17 protein-coding genes and 2 pseudogenes are annotated in these 20,662 nt (G+C 71.6%); 10 read left to right on the top strand and 9 right to left on the bottom strand.

Annotated elements, in window-relative coordinates:
* Positions 1 to 461: 461 nt before the first annotated feature.
* Both DTL70_RS10450 and DTL70_RS10445 read right to left on the bottom strand, forming a co-directional pair.
* Positions 462 to 1,352, bottom strand: a complete 891-nt coding sequence (locus DTL70_RS10450; protein WP_114021602.1) for a helix-turn-helix domain-containing protein — start codon at positions 1,350 to 1,352, stop codon at positions 462 to 464.
* A 366-nt stretch (positions 1,353 to 1,718) separates the two neighbouring features.
* Positions 1,719 to 5,681, bottom strand: coding sequence for a non-ribosomal peptide synthetase family protein (locus DTL70_RS10445; RefSeq protein WP_245979228.1), 3,963 nt, complete (start codon positions 5,679 to 5,681; stop codon positions 1,719 to 1,721).
* Positions 5,682 to 5,905: 224 nt separating this feature from the next.
* Here DTL70_RS10445 and DTL70_RS10440 point away from each other — a divergent pair, with 224 nt between their 5' ends.
* From DTL70_RS10440 to DTL70_RS10420, 5 genes are all read left to right on the top strand, one after another.
* A complete protein-coding gene (locus DTL70_RS10440; protein WP_245979224.1) occupies positions 5,906 to 6,904 on the top strand; it encodes a PLP-dependent cysteine synthase family protein in 999 nt (332 codons plus the stop codon).
* Between the two features lie 114 nt (positions 6,905 to 7,018).
* Positions 7,019 to 8,320 (top strand): ATP-grasp domain-containing protein, encoded by a 1,302-nt coding sequence (locus tag DTL70_RS10435; protein WP_114021599.1) that lies wholly within the window; start codon positions 7,019 to 7,021, stop codon positions 8,318 to 8,320.
* Positions 8,317 to 9,672 (top strand): ATP-grasp domain-containing protein, encoded by a 1,356-nt coding sequence (locus DTL70_RS10430; protein WP_114021598.1) that lies wholly within the window; start codon positions 8,317 to 8,319, stop codon positions 9,670 to 9,672. Before DTL70_RS10435 ends, DTL70_RS10430 begins: the two co-directional genes overlap by 4 nt.
* Entirely contained in the window at positions 9,669 to 10,952 is a 1,284-nt protein-coding gene (locus tag DTL70_RS10425; RefSeq protein WP_245979223.1) for an MFS transporter, read from the top strand. Before DTL70_RS10430 ends, DTL70_RS10425 begins: the two co-directional genes overlap by 4 nt.
* A 5-nt stretch (positions 10,953 to 10,957) precedes the next feature.
* Positions 10,958 to 11,629 carry a TRM11 family SAM-dependent methyltransferase gene (locus tag DTL70_RS10420; RefSeq protein ID WP_147266761.1) on the top strand — a complete coding sequence of 224 codons (672 nt, stop codon included), beginning with the start codon at positions 10,958 to 10,960 and terminating at the stop codon, positions 11,627 to 11,629.
* Positions 11,630 to 11,650: 21 nt separating this feature from the next.
* Here DTL70_RS10420 and sigJ read toward each other — a convergent pair whose 3' ends face one another.
* Entirely contained in the window at positions 11,651 to 12,625 is a 975-nt protein-coding gene (gene sigJ / locus DTL70_RS10415) for an RNA polymerase sigma factor SigJ (RefSeq protein ID WP_114021596.1), read from the bottom strand.
* A gap of 157 nt (positions 12,626 to 12,782) precedes the next feature.
* Between sigJ and wrbA the strand changes: the two genes are divergently transcribed.
* Both wrbA and bla read left to right on the top strand, forming a co-directional pair.
* On the top strand, positions 12,783 to 13,394 hold the full coding sequence (wrbA, locus tag DTL70_RS10410; RefSeq protein ID WP_114021595.1) for an NAD(P)H:quinone oxidoreductase: 612 nt from the start codon (positions 12,783 to 12,785) through the stop codon (positions 13,392 to 13,394).
* A gap of 427 nt (positions 13,395 to 13,821) precedes the next feature.
* Positions 13,822 to 14,763 (top strand): class A beta-lactamase, encoded by a 942-nt coding sequence (gene bla, locus DTL70_RS10405; protein WP_245979216.1) that lies wholly within the window; start codon positions 13,822 to 13,824, stop codon positions 14,761 to 14,763.
* Between the two features lie 39 nt (positions 14,764 to 14,802).
* Here the strand turns inward: bla and DTL70_RS10400 are convergent, their stop codons facing one another.
* The 3 genes from DTL70_RS10400 to DTL70_RS10385 all read right to left on the bottom strand — a co-directional run bounded on the left by DTL70_RS10400 (position 14,803) and on the right by DTL70_RS10385 (position 16,713).
* Positions 14,803 to 15,132, bottom strand: a complete 330-nt coding sequence (locus DTL70_RS10400) for a hypothetical protein (RefSeq protein ID WP_114021593.1) — start codon at positions 15,130 to 15,132, stop codon at positions 14,803 to 14,805.
* 455 nt (positions 15,133 to 15,587) lie between these two features.
* Positions 15,588 to 16,016 (bottom strand): hypothetical protein, encoded by a 429-nt coding sequence (locus DTL70_RS10390; RefSeq protein WP_114021592.1) that lies wholly within the window; start codon positions 16,014 to 16,016, stop codon positions 15,588 to 15,590.
* A 256-nt stretch (positions 16,017 to 16,272) separates the two neighbouring features.
* Positions 16,273 to 16,713 carry an RrF2 family transcriptional regulator gene (locus DTL70_RS10385; protein ID WP_114021591.1) on the bottom strand — a complete coding sequence of 147 codons (441 nt, stop codon included), beginning with the start codon at positions 16,711 to 16,713 and terminating at the stop codon, positions 16,273 to 16,275.
* Between the two features lie 162 nt (positions 16,714 to 16,875).
* Between DTL70_RS10385 and DTL70_RS10380 the strand changes: the two genes are divergently transcribed.
* Positions 16,876 to 17,298: a hypothetical protein gene (locus DTL70_RS10380; protein ID WP_114021590.1), complete on the top strand. Its 423-nt coding sequence runs from the start codon at positions 16,876 to 16,878 to the stop codon at positions 17,296 to 17,298.
* A 68-nt stretch (positions 17,299 to 17,366) separates the two neighbouring features.
* Here the strand turns inward: DTL70_RS10380 and DTL70_RS34205 are convergent.
* Positions 17,367 to 17,471, bottom strand: a pseudogene (locus DTL70_RS34205) (FBP domain-containing protein); the annotation flags it as partial.
* Here DTL70_RS34205 and DTL70_RS10370 point away from each other — a divergent pair.
* Positions 17,458 to 17,629, top strand: a pseudogene (locus DTL70_RS10370) (IS982 family transposase); the annotation flags it as partial. The pseudogenes DTL70_RS34205 and DTL70_RS10370 sit on opposite strands and share 14 nt — an antisense overlap.
* A 16-nt stretch (positions 17,630 to 17,645) precedes the next feature.
* Here DTL70_RS10370 and DTL70_RS10365 read toward each other — a convergent pair.
* A complete protein-coding gene (locus tag DTL70_RS10365) occupies positions 17,646 to 18,266 on the bottom strand; it encodes an Rv1733c family protein (protein WP_114021589.1) in 621 nt (206 codons plus the stop codon).
* A gap of 231 nt (positions 18,267 to 18,497) precedes the next feature.
* Between DTL70_RS10365 and DTL70_RS10360 the strand changes: the two genes are divergently transcribed.
* A complete protein-coding gene (locus DTL70_RS10360; RefSeq protein WP_245979215.1) occupies positions 18,498 to 19,199 on the top strand; it encodes a ribonuclease H family protein in 702 nt (233 codons plus the stop codon).
* A gap of 121 nt (positions 19,200 to 19,320) precedes the next feature.
* Here the strand turns inward: DTL70_RS10360 and DTL70_RS10355 are convergent, their stop codons facing one another.
* Positions 19,321 to 20,610: a cytochrome P450 gene (locus DTL70_RS10355; RefSeq protein ID WP_114021587.1), complete on the bottom strand. Its 1,290-nt coding sequence runs from the start codon at positions 20,608 to 20,610 to the stop codon at positions 19,321 to 19,323.
* Between the last annotated feature and the right edge of the window lie 52 nt (positions 20,611 to 20,662).

The following is a 20,662-nucleotide window of genomic DNA, read 5'->3' as shown; positions in this document are numbered from 1 at the left end:
GCGCGGTGCGACGCAGCCGTGAGGGGGGCGACGGAGCGCATGAACGCCCGTGCTGCGGCGCGCGGCCGGCTCAACGGCGGCTGTGCCGGGGGTTACCTCGGAGAAGCTGCGTCGCGTCGCGGAAACCATGCCTTCGATGCCATAGCTGAGGGGGGAACAGAGGGCACCGTGGTGTCTGCGCAGATGAATGGTACGTACATGGCCAGCTCGCTTCACGCATATCCCCCCGGCGGAGCGAAGGCAACCAACCGCGATTGCCGTCGGCTCCCACGCACGCTTGAGTATGTTTTCCGCACAGATCGGTGTCAAGGCTGGGCTTTGCAGGGTTCGGGCCATAATTTCTCGCTCACAAGACGGCCCACAGGAAGAGGAGCAGCCCGGCGACACCCGCCGAGGTGGCCCGGGGCGCCAAGAGCAATGAGCGGAAGTCGTCCACCGCCGGCCAAGGCGCGGCCGTCGCCTCAGAAGGCCTCTTCACGGGCTGGAACCTGCATGGTGGGCGGGGGTTCCGGAGGCGGTTCGACCAGCCCGGTGTGCGCGACGGCGTACTCACCGCGCGCCATCCGGTAACCGAGCTGGAAGCGGTGCTCGGCACCGTACTGCTCGCGCAGCGACGCGATGTGTCCCTGCACGGAACGCAGGCTCATGCCGAGGCGGCGTGCGATCGCCTTGTCGGAGCGGCCCTCGATCAGCAGCGCTTTGATGGCCCGGCGCACGTCGGGTATGACCTCGCGTGCGGCGTCCGCCGCCCGCACAGGGCGGAAAGGGAACTGCTCGGCCCGCACCCAGGCCCTGTCGTAGACGCCCGCGAGAAACGCGACGACGACGCCGTCCCTGATCAGCGCCGCGCTGTGCGGGTGTCCCGCACCGGGGATGAGGGCGACCTCGCCGTCGACGATGATCAGCCGCTCGAAGAACTCGGGAAGGGTGCGCACCTCCACCCTCCGGTGCCCCATGACCTGTTGGACGTACCTCTTCGCGGGCTCGGAGAAGCGGGCGCTGTGCTGGAAGAGCGTCCGCATGGTCACTCCGCGGGCCAGGGGATCGCGGACCGCCGCGCTGACCATGTCCAGCGTGGCCTCGGGGCGCGGTTCGTCGGGCTGGGCGGTGAGGATCTCCCGTCTCGCACGCCACAGCACCTCCCCGATCGCCGCCCGCACGGCTTCATACCCCTCGATGTGCCGGATCCGGCCTGGAACCGCGGCGTCACCTTCGGACAGGAGCAGCTGATCCGCGGTCTCGGTGGCGTACCGTTCGAGGCTGCTGAGGGTGTCGGCGATCTGCAGCAGGGACTTCAGTGGTGAGTCGGCGGCTGCCAGGGTGTCCCGGGCCGGTCCGCTGCCTGCGCTCATGACGCCGTCCTTCCCGTCGACTCGACCTGGCTGCCGCTGATCCGGGGCCGACCGGCCAGGGATGCCGGCCGAAGCAGGTGGGCACCGGCACGACCGGTGCGCGCGGGTGCGTGACGACGGGGCCGTCTTTCCCTCTCACCATGGGGCGGCGACGGTCTCGCACGTAATCTCGTCCCCAGCCGACGGCGGCGCACGCGCATAAGGTTCCCCCGTTCTCCCTGCCCGGCCCCCTTGCGACCGCCCACGGTGCGGCAGTCGGGCCCAGGCGCTTCGCGAGCGCACCGACAAGGACCGCGCCCTGTCAGATCCTTGGCGAACGCACCGGATGGCGCAACCACGAGCGCCGGTGACCCCAGTGATCCTCGCTCAATACTCTAGTGGCGTCGCCCGGCGCGGCGTGGGCCGAGGCGTGGCGCGCCGGAGCGCCCTGACCAACTCGCCCACCCCCGGATCGCGCAGCGCTCCGTAGTGGTCGGTCTCCAGTTGGACGATCGCCGGCGGTGCCGCCGTGTGGCCGGAGGCGCGCTCGAGGAAAGAGGGTGCGTCGTCACGCGCCCTGAACACCGTGACGGGTGCCGAGACCCGGCGCGCGTCAGGGGCGACGTGGTGGTGGGTGAACGGGTAGGTGCGGCAGACGACGGCCACCACGCGGCGGATCAGCCCGGGATCCAGCTGCGGGAACCGGCGGCCGATGAACCGTGCGAAGCTCTCCGCGTCGGTGGGCCGGTGAAGGCGCTCCTCCAGAGCCGGGCTGCGGATTGTGCCGGCGAAGACGGAGAAGAGAAGAGTGGTGAAAACGGGGTCGGCGAAGTCGGCCACCCCCGTGCCCTGTGCCGCCTGCCCCGTGCCGGTCCCCGCCGCGCCAGGTGCTGTCCGCAGGGCGTCTGCCACCCGTGGCGATCCGGGTGCCAGCAGGAAAAGCTGCTCCACGCGCTCGCCCGACTGCTCCAACTGCCACGCCGTCTCGAACGCGACCCGCGCGCCGAAGGAGTAGCCCCACAGGGTGTACGGCCCCTCCGGCTGGACGTGCCGCAGTGCTGCGACGTCGGCGGCGGCCATCTCCTCGATGGACGGCAGCGGTGACTCGCCCTCGTTGACGCCCTGCGACTGGATGCCGTAGACCGGTCGGTCCCCGGGGGCGCGGGCCGCGAGCAGCCGCAGGTTCATCGTGACACCGCCGAGCCCGGGCCAGCAGAACACCGGCGGCCCGCTGCCCTCGAACCGCAGTGGGGTGATCCGGGAGGCGACCACGGCGGCTCCGGCGCCCACCGCCTCGGCCAGCTTCGCCACCGTCGTCGCCTCGAAGAGCACCTGCAGCGGCATGTTGCAGCCGAACGCCTCGTTGATCTGCCTGACCAGGGCGACCGCGATCAGCGAGTCCCCGCCGAGCTGGAAGAAGTCGTCGTGCACGGAGACGAAGTCCCGCTTCAGGGCTGCTTTCCACAGGCCGCACAGCCGTGCTTCCGTCCGGTTGCGCGGCTCCACCAGCGGTCGGGTTCGGGCCGATACCTCCTCGACGTGCCCTTCGAGCGCCCTGGTGTCGAGCTTGCCGTTGGGGGAGTGCGGTAGCTCCGGGACGACCAGGATCCGGCTCGGCAGCATGTACTCGGGCAGGGACGAGACCAGGTCGTCCCTGATCAGCTCCTCGGGCCCCTTCATGTGCACCTGGTCCTCGTGCATGCCCTCGTGGCGGAGTTGTTCCTCGCTGATGGTGCCGCCGACGCTGAAGTACGACGCACCGGTGGGTCGACCGGCTTGCCGCAGTATCCGCGTCATGCGCCGGGCGGCGGGCAGGTCGTCACCGGAACGCGCGCTGTAGCCGGCGGGCATGAAGCCCAGGTGGCCGGCGTTCATCATCAGGCGTTGCAGCTCGCGGCCCAAATCGAGATAGCTCCACCGCTCCCTGCCCTGCTCGGCCGCACGGCTGACGAGGGTGACGCCGAACGCGGACCGGTCGTACACCGCCTGGTTGATGGCGACCACGTGCCGCTTGAGGACCAGCTCGTCGCTGATCAGGTGCAGGCGGCCTGTCCGGTACACATACTGGCCGCTGGGCAGGCCCGCCTCGCTGCCCGGATGGAACTGCACGTAGAGGTCGAGGGAGCGCCGCGCGGGTGTCCGGGCGTGCGCCTTCGTCCACGGCACCAGCTCGAAGGAGCCCAGATGATGATCCTCGTCGTCGCAGCCGAGGAGCCGGGGCAGGTCGCCGTCGTACTCCGCCTCCCCGAGGGCGAGGCCGTGGGCGGGCAGTACCTCGTCGAACAGGCCGGCCATGTGTCCGGCCTCGATCCCGAGGACCTCTCCGATGTTCTTCTTGTACACCGGCTCGATCGCGGCTCTGCGGCCGATGAAGTGCGCGCGCACCAGGGGGCGGTCCGCTTCCTCGCTGCGGTGGACCAGCACCAGCTCGCGATGGACCGGATGGTAGTAGTAGTGGCCCGCGGCCAGGCCGAAGACCCCGGAGAGCTCCAGGTACAGCTGCGTCGCGTAGAGGGATCCGGGCGAGGCGTACGCGTACTTGGGCAACAGCCGCTGCGGGCTGAGGTGCTGCCCGAAGTTGCCGAGTATGTCGCCCAGTTCGAGCAGCGTCAGCTCCTCGGGCCGACGCGATCCGCGGCCACGCGCCCGCCGCCCGATCGCGGCCACCACGTCCGCGGGCTCCAGCGGGCCGCCTTCGTAGAAGCGGTACGTCTTGCGGGCGAAGGCACGCTGCCGCTGCTCGCGGCCCGCGGTGGTACCGGGCAGCGGGACGGTGGGCCGCCCGGCCAGTTCGGCGGCGTCCCGTACACCCGGGTTCGACAGCTGAGCCTTGACCTGCAACTTGGACGACTTCGAGGCATGGTGTTCGCCGAACTCGCCCTGGTCCATCAACGCGGCTTCCCGGGGACTGAGTTCGACGCACGCCACCAGGTGCTGGGCGCCCGTGAGGGGATCGGTGCGCGGCAGCACGGCGGCGTTCCTCACCCAGTCGTGGGCCTCGATGGCCAGGCGGATTTCGTCCAGCTCGATGCGGAAGCCGCGCAGCTTGACCTGGTTGTCGGCGCGGCCCGCGAACTGGACGGTGCCGTCGGGGTTCCAGTAGGCCAGGTCACCGGTGCGGTACAGCCGCTCGTGGCCGCGTGCACCGTCCGCGGCGCCCGGCCGGGCTGCCGGGCTCGGCCGGAAGCGGTCCGCGGTGAGTTCGGGGCGGTGCAGGTAGCCGCGTGCCAGCTGCACACCGCTGATGTGCAGCTCTCCCGTCTCGCCCGGCGCCACGGGGCGGCCCTCGGCGTCCAGGATGTGGTAGCGCAGACCGGTCACGGGCGTGCCGATCGCGACGGCCTCCGGGCCCCCGTCGGGGGTGGCGGTGTCGAGGTCGAGGGTGGCGGGGTCGACGGTGTGGGCCGAGGTGTTGATGGTGCATTCGGTGGGTCCGTAGAGGTTCACCAGGGCGGCTCCCGGCAGCGCCACGGACAGCTTCCTCGCAAGCACACGGGACAGTGCCTCTCCGCCGCTGAAGAGGTGGGTGAGCGAGGTGCAGCGGCTCAGTTCGCCGGTGTCGAGGAGCGCCTGAAGCAGCGTCGGTACGCACTGCAGGGTCGTGACGGCGTGCCGGGTGACGGCCTCGACGAGGCGCACGGGGTCGCGGTGGACGCCGCCGGACCCGACCACGACCTGGCTGCCGCCGGCGCAGGCCAGGATCTCCCACTGTGCGGCGTCGAAACTGATCGGCGTCTTGTGCAGCACGGTCGCGCGCCGGTCGAGGGCGAAGGTGTCGGCGAGCCAGCGCATCTGGTGCGCGAGCGACCGGTGCTCGATCGCCACGCCCTTGGGCCTGCCCGTACTGCCCGAGGTGTGGATGACGTACGCCAGATCGGCGGGGCGCGGGCCACTCGGCAGCGCGGCGGCGTCCGCGCCCGACCTGCCCTTGATGAACTCCACGACGTCGTCGAGCGTGATGACGACGGTGTCCGCCGTGAGGAACGTCGCCAGCCGGTCGCGCAGGAAGTCCTGGGTGAGGACGACGCGCACGCGGGCGTCCTGTGCGATGAGGCGAACGCGCTCGGCCGGGTAGTCGGGGGAGAGGGGGAGATAGGCTCCGGCGGCCCGCAGAATCCCCCAGGCCCCGCTGATCAGATCCAGGGAGGGCTCGACGAAGAGCCCCACGCACGCATCCGGGCCGACGCCGAGGTGGTGCAGGTATCGCGCCACGTCGTCGGCCTGATCGGCCAGCTCCCGGAAGGTGAGCGACTCCCCCTCGTGGACCACGGCGATGTCGCCGGGACGGGCGAGAGCCTGGGCGCGGAGCAGCTCGGGCAGACATGTCTCGGCGGCGTCCTGGCGCTTCATCAACGTACCCCCGTACTCGGATGAGTCCTCGACCTCCGGCTCGAACGTACGGAGTCGCGTCAGGAGCGGCGCCGCTGGCGACCCCCGCAATCGATGCAGTGCGGCAACCCGAACCATGGGCCACATGGTCTTCGGGCATGGAGGGCGGCAGATTCTGGACGGGCATGTGCCGGGGCGCGCGCGACTCGCGGCACGTGCCGGGCGGAACAGATGCGGAGGGCCCCGTGACCGAACCATCCACCGGCAGTGTCGTCGACTCGGTCGACGAACTCGTGGGGAACACTCCGATGCTGCGGCTGAGGCTCCCCGGGCTGTCCGACGACGCACGCGTGCTGGCCAAGCTGGAGTCGGCGAATCCGCTGTCCAGCATCAAGGACCGGGCCGCCGTGTTCATGCTGCGCGCCGCCGAGGAGAGCGGGGCGCTGCGACCCGGCGGCACGATCATCGAGTCCACCTCGGGAAACACCGGCATCGCCCTGGCGGCGCTGGCCGCGGCCCGCGGCTACGGCTGCCGGATCGTGCTGCCCGACAACGCCTCGCGGGAGCGCCTGCTGACCCTGCGCATGCTGGGCGCGGGGATCGAACTCACCGACCACGTACGGGGTTTCGCCGGCTGCGTGGAACGCGCCGAGGAACTGCAGGCAGAGACCCCCGGCTCCTGGTACGCCGCGCAGCACCTCAACCCCGACAACGTACGGGCCCACTACGAGACGACGGGTCCTGAGATCTGGCGGGACACCGGCGGCCGCGTCGACTACCTGGTGTGCACGGTGGGTACCGGTGGCACCCTGACCGGTGTCGCCCACTGCCTGCGGGAGCACAACCCCGAGCTGAAGGTCGTGGCCGTCGAGCCCGCAGGATCGCCCCTGCTGTCCGGCGGCGAGCCGGGACCGCACCGCATTCCCGGTCTCAACGGCGGATTCACCAGCCCGGTCACCGATCTCGCGGTCATCGACGAGGTGATCGCCGTCGAGGACAAGGACGCGGCGGCCACCACCCGCGCCCTCGCCGTCTCCGCGGGAGCGCTGGTCGGTGTCTCGTCGGGCGCCGCGGCCTACGGGTGCCTGGAGCTGGCACGCCGGTTGGACCTCACCGGTGCCACGGTCGTCACCGTCTTTCCCGACACCGGAGAGCGCTATCTCAGCTGGTGGCCCGAGGCTCAGGACGTGCCCGAGGCGCGCGCCGACGACACGGACCACCCCGCGCCACTCCCGGCCGGATGAACCGGGCGTGCGGCAGCGCACCGGGCGCGAACCGGTCACCCGCCCCCACACCACGCCTTCAGAGCCCGAGCACGGCCGCCCAGCCCGCACACCGGAACGGAGCGCAACCGACCCATGAATCCCGAGCGTTCGCTGCTGCTCGTCGGTGCCACTGACGAGACGGTGGCCAAGGCGAAGCAGCTGGGGCTGCACGTCGTGCTGCTGCAGCATCCCACCAAGACCAGTGCCGAACAGCAGCGCCTCGCCGACCACCTGGAGGTCGTCGACTACACCCGTTGGGACCTGGTGGAGCCGTTGGTCAAGCGGCTGTGGGACCGCCCCGGCTTCGCCGCGGCCACCTCGATCACCGAGCCGGGACTGGAGAACGCGGCCCGCATCAACGACCTGTTCGCCCTGGGCGGCACCGGCTACGAGGTGACCCGGCGCTTCCGCGACAAGGCGCTGATGCGCGCACATCTGGCCGGTCTCGACGCCGACGCCGTCCGCGCGCGGCCCCTGCGCGGACGCGAGGACCTGGACGCCTTCGGGGAGTCCTGCGGCTACCCGTTCATCGTCAAGCCGACCGACGCCACCGCTGGCATCGGCGTGTACCGCCTCGACGGGCCCGCCGACGCCGACCGGGTCTGGGCCGAGGTGCGGCGGCTGTCGGGCACCAGGACGGACCGGGTCTCGACGCTGCTGCTGCTCCGGGACTTCCTGATGGAGGAGTACCTCGAAGGGCCCGAGTACAGCGTGGAGTCCTTCAGCTGCGCCGGGCGGCACGTGGTCATCGCCGTCACCGAGAAGTTCACCGACCGTACCCACTTCGCCGAACTGGCACACGCTGTGCCGGCCAGGATCGGCACGGTGGTCGAGGAGGAGGTGCGCGCGGCCGTCACCGGATTCCTGGACCGGCTCGGCGTCAGGGACGGTGTCTGCCACACCGAGATCAGGATCGGCGCCCAGGGCCCCCGCGTCATCGAGAGCCACAACCGGATCGCCGGTGACGCCATCACCGACCTCGTCCACAGCGTCTACGGCATCGACACCATCACGCTCGCACTCGCCGCGTCCTTCGGCCTGGCCGAGCGGCTGCCCGACCGCCCCGAGGCGCACGGCGGTGCCGCCGTGCGCTCGGTGGTGGGCCGACCCGGCGACGTCGTGGACTCGATCGACGGCGTGGCCGAGGCACAGGCCCTGGCTGACGTGCTCGCGGTACGCATCAGCGCCAAGCCGGGAGAGACCGTACGTCCCCTGCGGGACAACTGGGACCGCCTCGGCCTGGTCGCCGTCACCGGAGCAGACACCACCGCGGCGCTCCGGCGCGGCGCCGCACTCGTCGGTGACGTGGTGAAGGTCCGTCTGAGGAGCCCCGAAGGGCGGCCAAGCCTGGCGAAGGCGGCTCCGGTGAGCGACGGGGCGGTGAGCCGGGCGTGAGTGTCCTCGTTCTGCACCGCAACCCGTTCGCCGCCTTCCCCTACCGCCGCTGGCTGAACGGCGAAGCCCCCGGGATCGAGGACCGCAGTCCGTACGAGGGCGACATCGTCGTCCTCGCCGCCCGCGACAAGATCGAGTCGGCCGGTGAGCAACTCCCCGGCGACACCGGCCACGACTTCACCCACCTCGAACTCTTCGACACCCTCGACGACGAGAGGGTGCGAAGCCGTGCGTTCGCCCTCGCGGAGAAGTACCGGATCACGCACGTCATCGCCCATCACGAGGCGGACCTGGCACTCGCCGCCGGGCTGCGTGAGCACCTCGGCCTCGACGGGGCGTGGAGTGCCGACATCGCGCCCTTCCGCGACAAGGCCCTGATGAAGCGGCTGGCCCAGCAGGCCGGGATCGAGGTGGCGCCGCACACCGTGCCCGTCACCGCCGAGCAAGCCCGCGACTTCGCCGCACGGTACGGGTTCCCCGTGGTGTTCAAGGACCGGTCGGGTTACAACTCCATCGGTCTGAACATCATCGCCGACGGGGAAGAGCTGGAGTCGCGGCTCGCACGCGACTACCGGGACGGCGCGCGGGACGACCTGCTCATCGAGGCTTTCGTGCCCGGGCGGATGTGCCATGTGGACGGCCTGGTCGCAGGCGGCCGCACGGTGGCGGCCTGGCCCTCCCAGTACCAGTACGACCTGGCCTCCTTCGGAACGGACCCGGGCCCGCGCGTCGACCTGACCCTGGAGCGGGACGACCCGCTCACCCCGCGGCTGCTCCGGCTGATCGAGCAGACCCTGGCAGGCCTGAAACCGGCAGGCTCCCGACTGGACACCCACGCCTTCCACGCGGAGGTCTTCCACACGCCCGACGACCGTCTGGTGCTGTGCGAGATCGCGGCGAGATCGGGCGGCGCCAAGATCCGCGAAGTCTTCGAGACCCTGTTCGGTATCCAGCTCGCCGCGCAGGTGACCCGCGCCGAGGCCGGCCTGTCGCTGCCGGCCGTCGACGGCGCCGTGGACGACAGCGGGCTGCTGCGGCCGCGCTGCATGTCGGGCCAGGTGCTCACGATGAAGCGCCCCGGACTGGTGCGCTCGCTGCCCGCCGTCCCCGACGACGCGTGGGTGAGAGGCTTCTGGCTCTTCGCCGAAGAGGGACAGGTGATCGCCCCGGCCTCCGGCTCCGCGGACTTCCTCATGGCGGCGGTGGGCTCGGCACCGACTCGCCGGGCATGCGAGCGCAGGCTGCGCGCCCTCGGCGACCGGGTTGCCGGACAGACGAAGATCGTGCCGCTCCGCGCCGAAGGGCCACCGCCGCAGCGCGAGCGGGGCACTCACAGGACGGAGGCGTCATGAGGGGGAAACTGTCGTCCGTCCTCACGTCCGTACGCGTGAAGTACATGGCGGGCATGGTCGTCGACGCGACCGGCAGCGGCATGTACCTGCCGCTGTCGCTGCTCTACTTCCACCACGTCACCGGCCTGCCGCTCACCCAGGTCGGCGCCATCGTGACGACCGCCGCGGTGATCGGCCTGGTGAGCAACCCGATCGCCGGCGTCCTCATCGACCGCTTCAGCGCCCGCGCCGTGCTGGTGGGCGGATACGTGCTGCGCGCCTCGGCGTTCTGTACCTACCCCCTGGTCGACAACGGCGTGGCCGTCTTCGCCGTGGTGCTGCCGGTCGCTCTCGGCGACACCTCCTACCCGCCGGCCATCCAGTCCTTCGTGGCGGAGATCGTGCAGGGCACCGCGCGGGACAAGCTGCTCGCCCTGCAACGCAGCCTGCGCAACGCGGGGCTGGGGGTGGGCGGTCTCCTCGCGGGCGCGGCCCTCGCCCTCGACGAGTCGGGGTTCTACGTCGTCGTGTTCGGCGCGGCCGCCGGATACCTGCTCTCCGCCGCGCTGCTCAGCACGATCCGCCCCAGCGCGCCGGCGCAGCAGCGCACCCGGGTCTCCCGCAAGGGCGGCTACCTGCTGGTGGCGCGGAACCGCCCGTTCCTGGGCCTCACCCTGCTGAACATCCCGACGGCCTTCGGATACACGGTGCTCTCCGTGGCGCTGCCGGTGTACGTCACCCGCGAACTCGACGCCCCCGTCTCGCTGGTGGGCGTCCTGTTCGCGGTCAACACGGTCGGCATCGCGGTGCTCCAGGTCCCGGTGACCCGGATACTGGTCAGGTACCGCAGAACCCGCGCCGTGGCACTGGGCGCGGGCGTCTTCGCGCTGTCCTTCGTCCTGTTCGCCGTGCTGGGCAGCGTGTCGACCGGGGCCGCGCTGATCGCCGGTGTGTTCACCGCGACCGGCGCCTTCACCGCGGGCGAACTGCTGCACGGCGCCACGGCCTCGGCACTGGTCGCACAGGCCGCGCCGGAGGAGACCCGCGGCCGCCACCTCGCGGTCTACCAGCTGTCGTGGGCGGTGCCGATCGCGCTGGCGCCGACCGTGCTCACGGCGCTGCTCTCGCTGTCGTCCCTCGCGATGTGGCTGCTCCTGGCGGCGGCCACGGCAGGCTCCGCGCTGGGCGTGCTGCGCCTCGAACGCGTACTGCCGCAGGCCGCGATCCACCCGGTGCGCCCGGTGGCGTCCGACGAAGAGCCGGCCGTTTCCCGGACCAGCTCCACAGGAAAGGTTGCGTGACCCGCATGGGGATCTCCAGTTGGCGCGTGCTCGGTGCGGAGGACCCCGAGTTCGCCCAGGAAGAAGCCGCAGGACAAAGCGGCCTCGTCAGTCAGCTGCGCCCGCTGATCGCGGAGCTGACCGCCCCGGGCGACCTGGTCTTCGACCCCTTCGCGGGGTGGGGCACCACGCTGGTGGCCTGCGCGGCCGAGGGGCGGCGCGGAGTCGGCATCGAGATCAACCCGGACCGCGCGCGGCAGGCACGGCAACGCGTCGCACGCCACCCGGAGCAGCGCATGCTCTGCGGCGACGCCCGCAAGCCGCCGCTCGACCCCGACAGCGTCGACCTGGTCCTGTGCGACCTGCCGTACTTCGGCACCGACCTGGACCAGACGGCGCCCGACCCGGGGCAGCTGTACGCGCTGCGCGACTACGACACCTACCTGGCGGCACTCGACGAGGCCTTCGCCGCCATCGCGGCGGTGATGCGGCCGGGCGCCCACGCGGTCATCGCCGTGCAGAACCGGCGGATCGCCGACCGGTTCGTCCCGCTGGCCTGGGACGCGGCGCGGGTACTCGGCCGCCACCTGACCCTGGGGGACGAGCGGGTCCACCTGTACGACTGGCCGGTCAAGGACGAGGACGACCCGATGCGCACGAACCGGTCGCACGAGTATCTGCTGATGGCCAGGAAGTGAGACGGCGCGACGCGGCGGGCGTCAGCCCGCCGCGTCGCCGCGCCCCTCGGGAACGGGCGACCCCGCCCGCCACAGCCGCAGTTTGTCGGGGTTGAGCACCGACCAGATCTGCGTGATCCGGTCGCCCGCGATGTCGAACGCCAGCACGGAGACGGGGGCGCCGTCCATCTTCGCGACCAGCCCCGGCTGACCGTTGACCGTGCTCTCCAGGAGCGTCAGGTCGGGCACCACGTCGATCCGGCCCGCGAAGAAGCGCGCGACCTCCTCGGCGCCTTCGACGGGGCGGAGCAGGGCCGGGACGAGGCCGCCACCGTCGCCGGTCGCCGTGGCCTCCGGAGCCAGCAGGCCGATGAGGGCGTCGATGTCCTTGGCCTCCCACGCCTGCTTGAACGCCCTGACGGTGTCGGCGCGCCGGGCGGCAGGGGCGGCGGGGGACTGCGAGGTGCGGATGCGGCGGCGCGCCGACGAGGCCAGCTGCCGGCAAGCCGTCGGCGTCCGGCCGACGATCGCGGCCACCTCGGCGAAGGAGTAGCGGAAGACGTCGTGCAGGATGAACGCGACACGCTCGGCCGGGGTCATCAGTTCGAGCACGACGAGGAAGGCCATGTTGACCGACTCGTCGAGGGTGACCCGGTCGGCCGGATCGGCCGTGGTGCCGCCGCTCCACCGCCCGCTGATCCACTCCGTGCCCGTGGGCAGCGGCTCCGGGACCCACTCGCCCACGTAGCGCTCCCGCCTGGCCCGCGCCGAGCCGAGCTGGTCGAGGCAGATGCGGCTGGCGACCGTTGTCAGCCAGCCACCGGGCGACTCGATGGCGTCCCGTTCCCGCGCCGACATGGCGTACCAGCGGGTGTAGGTCTCCTGTACGACGTCCTCGGCCTCCGTCAGCGAGCCGAGGAGCCGGTAGGTGAGGTTGATCAGCTGGTGCCGCTCGCTCATGATCGCGCTCAGACCCGGATCGGGTCGGTCACGCTCGGGCCCTGATGGGTTGGTCATGGTCCCGCCGGCTCCCTCGGTCGCTCCGTCCCCGCTGCTCAGCCCGATGAGACGCCCCGGCGGAAGACGAGGTGGGCGCGTCGCCTCACATTCCGCCCGGCTGCGTCGTCGTAACTGATGAAGGGAACACTATCCCGATGACGAGGAAAAGGAACCGATGTCGGAATCCGTGAACGTTTCGATCATTTACTACAGCAGCACGGGCAACGTGTACTCCATGGCGCAGGCGGCCGTCGAGGGCGCGGAGAAGGCCGGTGCGCAGGTCCGACTGCGCAAGGTCGCGGAAACGACTCCGCAGGAGGTCATCAACACCAGGGACGAGTGGGTCCAGCACCTCCAGGACACCGCGGACGTCGCCGAGGTGCACCTCGATGACGTGGAGTGGGCCGACGTGGTGCTCTTCGGCACCCCCACTCGTTTCGGCAACCCGGCCAGCCAGCTGCGCGTGTTCATGGAGACCACCGGACCCCTGTGGTTCCAGGGCAAGCTCGCGGGCAAGGTGTACTCGGCCTTCACCGCCTCCAACACCCCGCACGGCGGTCAGGAGTCCACCATCCTGGCACTGGCGAACACGTTCTACCACTGGGGCGGCGTCATCGTGCCCCCCGGCTACACCGACCCCATCCAGTTCCAGTCGGGCAACCCCTACGGCACCTCCCACGTGGCCGGGGAGGGCGCACCCGGGGACGTGACCCTGCAGGCGGCGCGCCACCAGGCCCGCCGCGCCGTCGAGATCGCGGCCGCGATCAAGGCGGGGTCCACCGCCTGATCTCCCGGCGGCACTTCCGGGGCGGACATGGTTCGCTCACGTCCCCACGGAAGACCGGGCAGGGTTCCTGACGCCCTGCCCGGCGCGCCGATCCGGGGACGGTGATGCCGGCGCGCGCCGACCGCTGCGAGCGCTTGCCGTCGCCGACTGTCCACCGCCGCCGGTTTTCCGCCGTCGGCGGCTGCCGTCGTCGGCGGCTGTCGGCGGCGGCGCTTCGGTGCCGGGGACGTGTGCCGGCTGTGTCCGCCGGTGTGCCGCGCCCGAACGTGTGGTAACTGCACCGAGGCTCGCGCTCCCTCGGTCTCCTGCCGGAGCGCAACCCACGCCAGGGAAGGGAGGCATGCGGGCAGGCACTCATGCCCCAACGGCATGAACAGCAGCGTTCTCGTCTTTGCCCGTGCGGGTCGCGCCCAGCAGGATGCCGCGCATGCGATCGATGAAGAAGCGGGCCACGCTGCTCGCGGTGCCCGTGCTCGTGGCCGGTCTGATCAGCGGATGCGGTGAGGAGCGCCCCACCACCGCCGAGTCGTCGGCGGGGGCCTCCGCGGCACCGTCCGCCTCCGCGGGGGCGAGCACCCCGGCACGCGTCACCAAAGCGCTGGCGGCACTGGAGAAGCGGCACGACCGCAGACTCGGCCTGTACATGAGGGACACCGGCTCCGGCCGTACGGTGGCATACCACGCCGATGAGCGATTCGGGTTCTGTTCCACGGCCAAGGTCCTCCAGGCTGCGGCGCTGCTGGAGCACGCCGATGACGCGGAACTGAACCGGGTGATCACATACGAGCGCGACGACCTGCAGGACTACGCGCCGATCACCAGGAAACACCCGGACACCGGGATGTCGGTGCGCGCCTTGCTGAAGGCCGCACTCCAGTACAGCGACAACACCGCCGCGAACCTGCTCTTCGAGCAACTCGGCGGCCCCGCGGGGCTGCAGCGGAAGATGCGCGGCCTGGGCGACAGGACCAGCGTGTTCGACCGCATCGAGCCGGACCTCAACGACACGCCGCCCGGCACCACGCGCGACACCAGCACACCCCGTGCGCTGGGCCAGGACCTGCGTCGCTTCCTGCTCGACGACGCCCTGGCCCCGGACCGGCGCGAGCTGCTGGCGACCTGGATGCGCGGCAACACCACAGGCGACGACCTCATCCGTGCCGGCGTTCCCTCCGATTGGAAGGTCGCGGACAAGACGGGATCCGGCCTCACCCACGGCACGCAGAACGACATCGCGGTGGCCTGGCGCCCGCACGGAGCACCGGTGATCATCGCGCTGATGTCCCGCGGCGACGACGAGGACTCAGCGTCGGACAAGGCCCTCTTGGCGGAGGCCACCAAGGCGGCGCTCCCCGGTCTCGTGCGCTGAGAGCACCGGCCGCCCGCCTGGCCGGCGGGGGGCAGCGCCTTACTCGTCCCCGCGCGTCAGGCAGTCGTAGGCGTACTCGGCCGTCCCGTCTCCTGCCCAGCGCACGGTGCTCGTGCCGTGCGCGGGGATCGACACGCACTGGGGGCTCGTGCCGGAGGTCAACTGGACGGAACCGCTGACCTCCACACCGCAGTCGTTGCGCAGGGAGGCCCAGCCAGGGCCCTGGCCGATCAGCTCGGAGCAGGCGCCGAGGACGTGGGGCGCGCCCGTCCCGGCAGCCGGCCCGACCGCTGCGGCGGCGTGAGCGGGTACGACGATCAACGCGGCGCCGGCCGCCAGTACGCCCGCGGCGCGCGGCAGTCGAAACATGGGTCCTCCCCGTCAGCAGTGCGGCAGCAGGCGTCCTCGACCGGCCCGCACCCCCGGACACGCCCTCACCGGCGGCCCTCCGACCGCGGCACACATTTGCGGTACGGCATCGGTCACCTGGTCCCGATCTTTGCCCACCACACACCCCACCGCAAGCCCCGCCCCGCCACTCGCGTCGCTCAACACGCCGTGCGGCGGTCCCCGTTGAGGGGGCGCCATGTCTCCGCCCCCTGCACAGGGACGCGCTCTCCGCGGCCGGGGCGGGAAGGGCATCAGCGAGTGCCGCACCTCGCCCGGCACGCCCGGTCTCCTACGCGACGACGTCCAGCGACGGTGCGCCGACGGCGAAGGCCCGGTCGATCAGCGCGGCGGGGTCCTCGGCGCCGCCACTGTCCCCCCCCCCGCGGGGAACTGCGGGATACCGGGGCGCGAGGCCGACACCCCTGTGCCCGTACTCAGGCCGCGAGCACGCCGCAGCCCAGGACGAGGAGCGCGGCGACCTTGGCCACCTCGCACGCCACGTAGACGAGGTGGGCGTGGGAGCGCGGGAGGGTTTCCCCCGCGAGCACCCTGTCGGACCGGCGGCTGAGGCGGGGCCGGACCACGGCGAGTTGCACGACCAGCACGGCGGCGGCCGCCGCGGTCGCTACGCCCGCCGTCACGGAGGCTTCACCGGTCGCGATCGCCGCGATCACGACGAGGGCCAGGACGACCTCCACCACGTTGAGGGCGCGGAAGACGAGCCGGCCGATGCCCAGCCCGACGGGCACGGTCACGCCGGGGGCCCGGAACTTCAACGGGGCCTCCAGGAAGGAGATCGCCAGCACCATCCCGAGCCAGAGAAAGGTGACCGCGGTGACCACAGCGGCTGACGTGGAGTCCATCGGTGTTCGCCGTCCTTCGGTCAGGGGTGGGTTTCCGGGAGGTCGCCGGCGCGTCCGAGCGGGTGGGGGAGCGTCCGGTTCGCGTACGTCGGGGGCTTCACCTGCGTCGTGGGTGTCGTGGGCTTCACGTGCGCCGCCCAACTCATGTGCACCGCACGGCTCGTGCGCCCCGTCGACCTCGCGCGCGTCGTCCCATTCATGTGCGTCGTCTGGTGCACGTGCGCGTGGGGCCGCTCGACGGGTCCGCGCACGTACGTCATGAGGATCGGCCGACCAGCCCGACGAGCACCGGCCCCGCGGGCGGAGCCACCAGGTCGGCGACGGTGAGCGGTTCGAGGGAGGAGTAGAACGCCTCCTGTGCGTCGCGCAGCGCACGGCGGAGACGGCACGCGCCGTGAAGGGGGCACGGCTGCTCACCTTCGCAGGAGACGACCTCGCCCTCGCCCTCCAGCTCCCGCACCAGCCAGCCGACGGAAACGCGTCGTCCGAGCCCGGTCAACTCCAGTCCGCCGCCGCGGCCCCGGCGGGCCTCGACCACGCCGAGGTGCTGCAACCTGGTGACCGCCTTCGCCATGTGCGTGTACGGCACGCTCATCATCTCGGCCACGTCGCGGGTGGCCAGGGACCCGCCCTGCTCGTTGACCGCCAGGCGCATCACGGCACGCAACGCCAGGTCGGTGAATCTCGTCAGCCGCACGCGAGGACGTTAGCAAATACGCATGCTAGATTCCTATTAAAGGCGAGCCGTCGACCGCGTGGGCTTCGTCACGCCCGCCGGATCCGCGACCCGCCCCTCCCCGCGTAGCCACAGGGGCGGTGAGGGACCCCCCACAGCACAGACATCGGACGGTGACACCTCATGGCGGATGCAGACACGGGCCCCCACCCCTCGAACGTCCCGGTGCCGATGCCGCTGTGCGACGTCGTCGCGCTCGCCGCCGAGGAGGACGCAGGGGCCGGGGCGGTGTGGCGGCTGACGGAACCGGGGCGCCAACTGGACGCCAACCTCGTGCACGTACCGGCCGGCAGGCACATCGAGACCCACGTCGAACCGGATCTGGACGTGCTCCTCCTCGTCGTGCGCGGGAGCGGCACTCTCGGCACAGCGCAAGATCCCCGGCCCCTGCGCGAGGGCGGCCTGATCTGGCTTCCCCACGGCTCCAGCCGCAGCGTCACCGCAGGCGAGGACGGCATGTCCTACCTGACGGTGCATCGCCGCCGTCCGGGTATGCGGATCCGCCGGCACGCCGGTGACTCCTCATCGGGCACGGCGCCGCGTTAGGCACTGTCCGGCGGGCCGCTACCCGCCTGGAGCGGGCTGAAGGTGCGGCGTAAGACCGGAGGAGCCGCGAGGCCCACCGAGTTGCCTTTGCGGCCGGCCGGGCCTGCCTCGGGGGCGGCCATGAGGGAGACGCCGCTGCCGGGGTGCGTGGTCAGGCACAGCGACGCCCTCGAGGGGCAGTTGGATCCGGAGCAGCCCGGCGGACGGACCTTCGAGGGCGTCGCCCTCCGTGTCGCCCAGCGCGTCCTCGCCATGGCCGGTGCCATCTGGCGGCAACCACAAGGCCGGCGCCTTGGGCACGCGGTCGCTGGTCGCATCCGACCACTGCTGACGGCGGACTTGTTCGGCTAGGGAGAAGGGGTCCACCGCGGGGCGGTCTCGTCCCATTCCTTTTCCCACGCGGCCAGGTTGCGGCGCTGGACGCCGCGGTCGATCAGCGTGTGGACCGCGGCGGCGGCGAGAGGGACGGGCGCGGCTGCGAGCAGCGCTCGGGCGAGTACGCGCCGGTGGATGTGCGCGCGGGTCATGGGCGGGTCGGCGACTGATCCGTCCTCGTCCACCCAGATCCGTACCCGGGCGCCTGCCGGGAGGCCGGGGCTCACCTCGGCCTGCCCGGTGCGCTGCTCCCCACCGGGTTCGGCGTACCGCACGGTGACCGTGTACCGGGTCTCCTTCTCCTCGTCCGACCCCGGTTCCGGGTGCACCGGCGCGTCGTGGACGAGGACCGCGGGCGTCAGGTGGCGGGAGCGTGCCTGTGCCTCCGCCGTGTGCCGCAGTTGCTGGTGCGCCGCGCGGCCGGCCAGGAGGACAGTGGCTGCGGTGGCCGACAGCGTGACCAGCAACAGACCCAGCCCGATCCAGGCCTGCAGCCGGTCGGTGGGGCGCCGCAGCGGGTTGCGCCGCCACCTCCAGCCCATGGTGCGGCGCGGTGGGGGAGGAGGCTGGGCGAACGGGATTTCGCCGGTCATCTCAGGGCCCTCCTGGTGGGGAGCAGGTCGTCGGGGGGGCGGGTGCGGGGGTGTGAGACGGGGTTTGGGCGACGCCTCGACGCACGGAGCCGACCCTCCCGCCAGCCTGGCCGACCCGGGCGGAAACGCCCATGGAGCGCAGCGCCCATATCCGCGGAGGGGAGGCACCCATCGGTCCGCCCTCGTCCGAGGGGCGTCCGCGGTCTCGGTACGGCCTGGCATGATCGAGGGATGCCAGAACGAATGGTCGCGGCCTGTGACGGTGCCGCCAAGATCAATCCGGGCCCCGCGGGCTGGGCCTGGGTGCTCGCCGACTCCGCGGGTGCCCCGCAGCGCTGGGAGTCGGGCCCGCTGGGCCGTACGACGAACAACGTGGCCGAGCTCACCGCGCTCGCGGAGCTCTTGGAGGCCACCGACCCCGCGGTGCCGCTGGAGGTCCGGATGGACTCGCAGTACGCGATGAACGCGGTCACCAAGTGGATCGCGGGGTGGAAACGCAACGGCTGGCTGACCGCGTCGAAGAAGCCGGTGGCCAACAAGGACCTGGTCGTCCTTATCGACGCCCTCCTCGAAGGCCGCGACGTGGTCTTCGAGCACGTCCTGGCCCACCAGGTGAACGGCGATCCGCTCAACGCGATCGCGGACGCCGCCGCCAGCACCGCGGCCACCGAGCAGGCCCCCGCCGGTACGGCGCACGGCGCCACCGCCGTCCCGCAGCCGAGCCCCGCGACCGAGGACAAGCCGCGCGCGGCGCGCTCGCGCAAGGCGCGGACGTCCCGCGGGCCTGGCGGCGGCAAAGCGGGGCCGGTGATCAAGGCCAAGTTCGCCGGTCGTTGCGGCCACTGCAAGTCCCGCTACGAGGTGGGCGAGGAGATCGGCAGGACCGCTTCGGGCTGGGGCCACCGGGCCTGCCGCGACGGCGCCCCCGTGTAGCGGTGGCGCAGGCGGGGTGAGGGCGTGGGCGGCGGTGGCCGGTCGGGGCCGTGTCCGGGCGGGCCCGCCGCCTTCGGCACGGGTCCGCGGGGAGGCAGCCCCGGCCCGTCGGGCGCCCTCCTCAGCGCTCCACGAGGAGAGCCGCCGGGATCATGAGGTTGATGCTGGGTTCGTACTCGATTCGCTGGTCCGGCACGAGGCGCAGACCGGGGTGCCGCCGCATCAGCAGATCGATGCCGACCCGCGCGACGGTCCGGGCGAGGTAGGAGCCGAGGCAGTAGTGAAGCCCCTGGGAGAAGTGGAGGCTGCCGGCGAGATTCGTCCGGGAGGGGTCGAACACCGCGGGGTCGGGGAACCGGCTCTCGTCGTAGTCCGCGGACGACACCATGGCCCAGATGACCGATCCTGCGGGAATGCGCGTGCCGGCCACGTCCACCTCGGCCGTGGTCGTCCTGAAGACACCGAGTCCGATACCTGAGCGCCTGAGCGCCTCGTTGAAGGCGCTGTCGAACAGGGACGGGTCGGCCCGGACGCTCTCCCAGTGCCGTGGGTCGCGCAGCAGCTCACGACAGAGGTTGACGATGACGAAACCGGCCGGGCGGATCCCCGCCGCGAGGACGTCGAAACTGATCAGGCTGATGAGTTCCGCGTCGGTGTAGTCGGCTTCCCCCTTCGCCACGAGCTGGAGGAGGTGGCTGATCAGGCCGTCTCGCGGGGTCCTCCGGCACTGGTCGATGACCTCGGCGAGGTAGGCCTCGAGTTCCTGTACGTCCTGCGCGTAGCCCGGCTGCCGCTCGACCGGCGGATCACCGAAGAAGAAGCCGTTGACCGCTTCGTGGTATCGCATGATCCTGCCGTGGTCGGCCGGAGGGAGGCCCGCGAGATCGATGATCACCCGGCTGGCGACGGGCCGCGCGAACGACTCGACGAGGTCGAAGGGAGAGCCCTCGGGTATCTCGTCGAGGCAGCGGGTCATGATGTCACGTATGCGGCTCTCGCGACGGATCATGGCCTTGGCGGAGAAGTACTTCGCCACCGGGCCGCGCAGGCGATCGTGCGCGGGGCGGCCGTCGAAGGCCAGATTGGGTGCGGCGAAGGTGTGTGTCCTCTCCAGCACGGTGCGGATCCCGTCGGGGAAACTCGAGAGGATGATCGGCCTGGTGGAGGACGAGAAGCGGTCCGCGTCCTTGAGTATCGCCAGGACGTCGTCGTACCGGGAGACGATCCACATGTGGAACGGCTCGCTGTAAAAGACGGGGGACATCTCGCGTGCCGTCTCGAACTGCTGGTAGAGGTCGGCGAAGCCGGGTGTGGCGAACGGATTGAAGCCTGCCCCGTTCGGACCGAACGGGCAGCCTCCGGCGGGGGGTGGGGAGCCGGTGTCCATGGCGGCTCCCTCGTTCTCGGACATGGTGTTCCTCTCCAATGAGCCGTTCGGCACCGCCCCTGGCCTGTCTCGAAGC

The sequence above is a fragment of the Streptomyces diacarni genome (assembly GCF_003323715.1).
Classification (GTDB): Bacteria; Actinomycetota; Actinomycetes; order Streptomycetales; family Streptomycetaceae; genus Streptomyces; species Streptomyces diacarni.
This window is presented reverse-complemented; position numbering and strand designations above follow the sequence as displayed.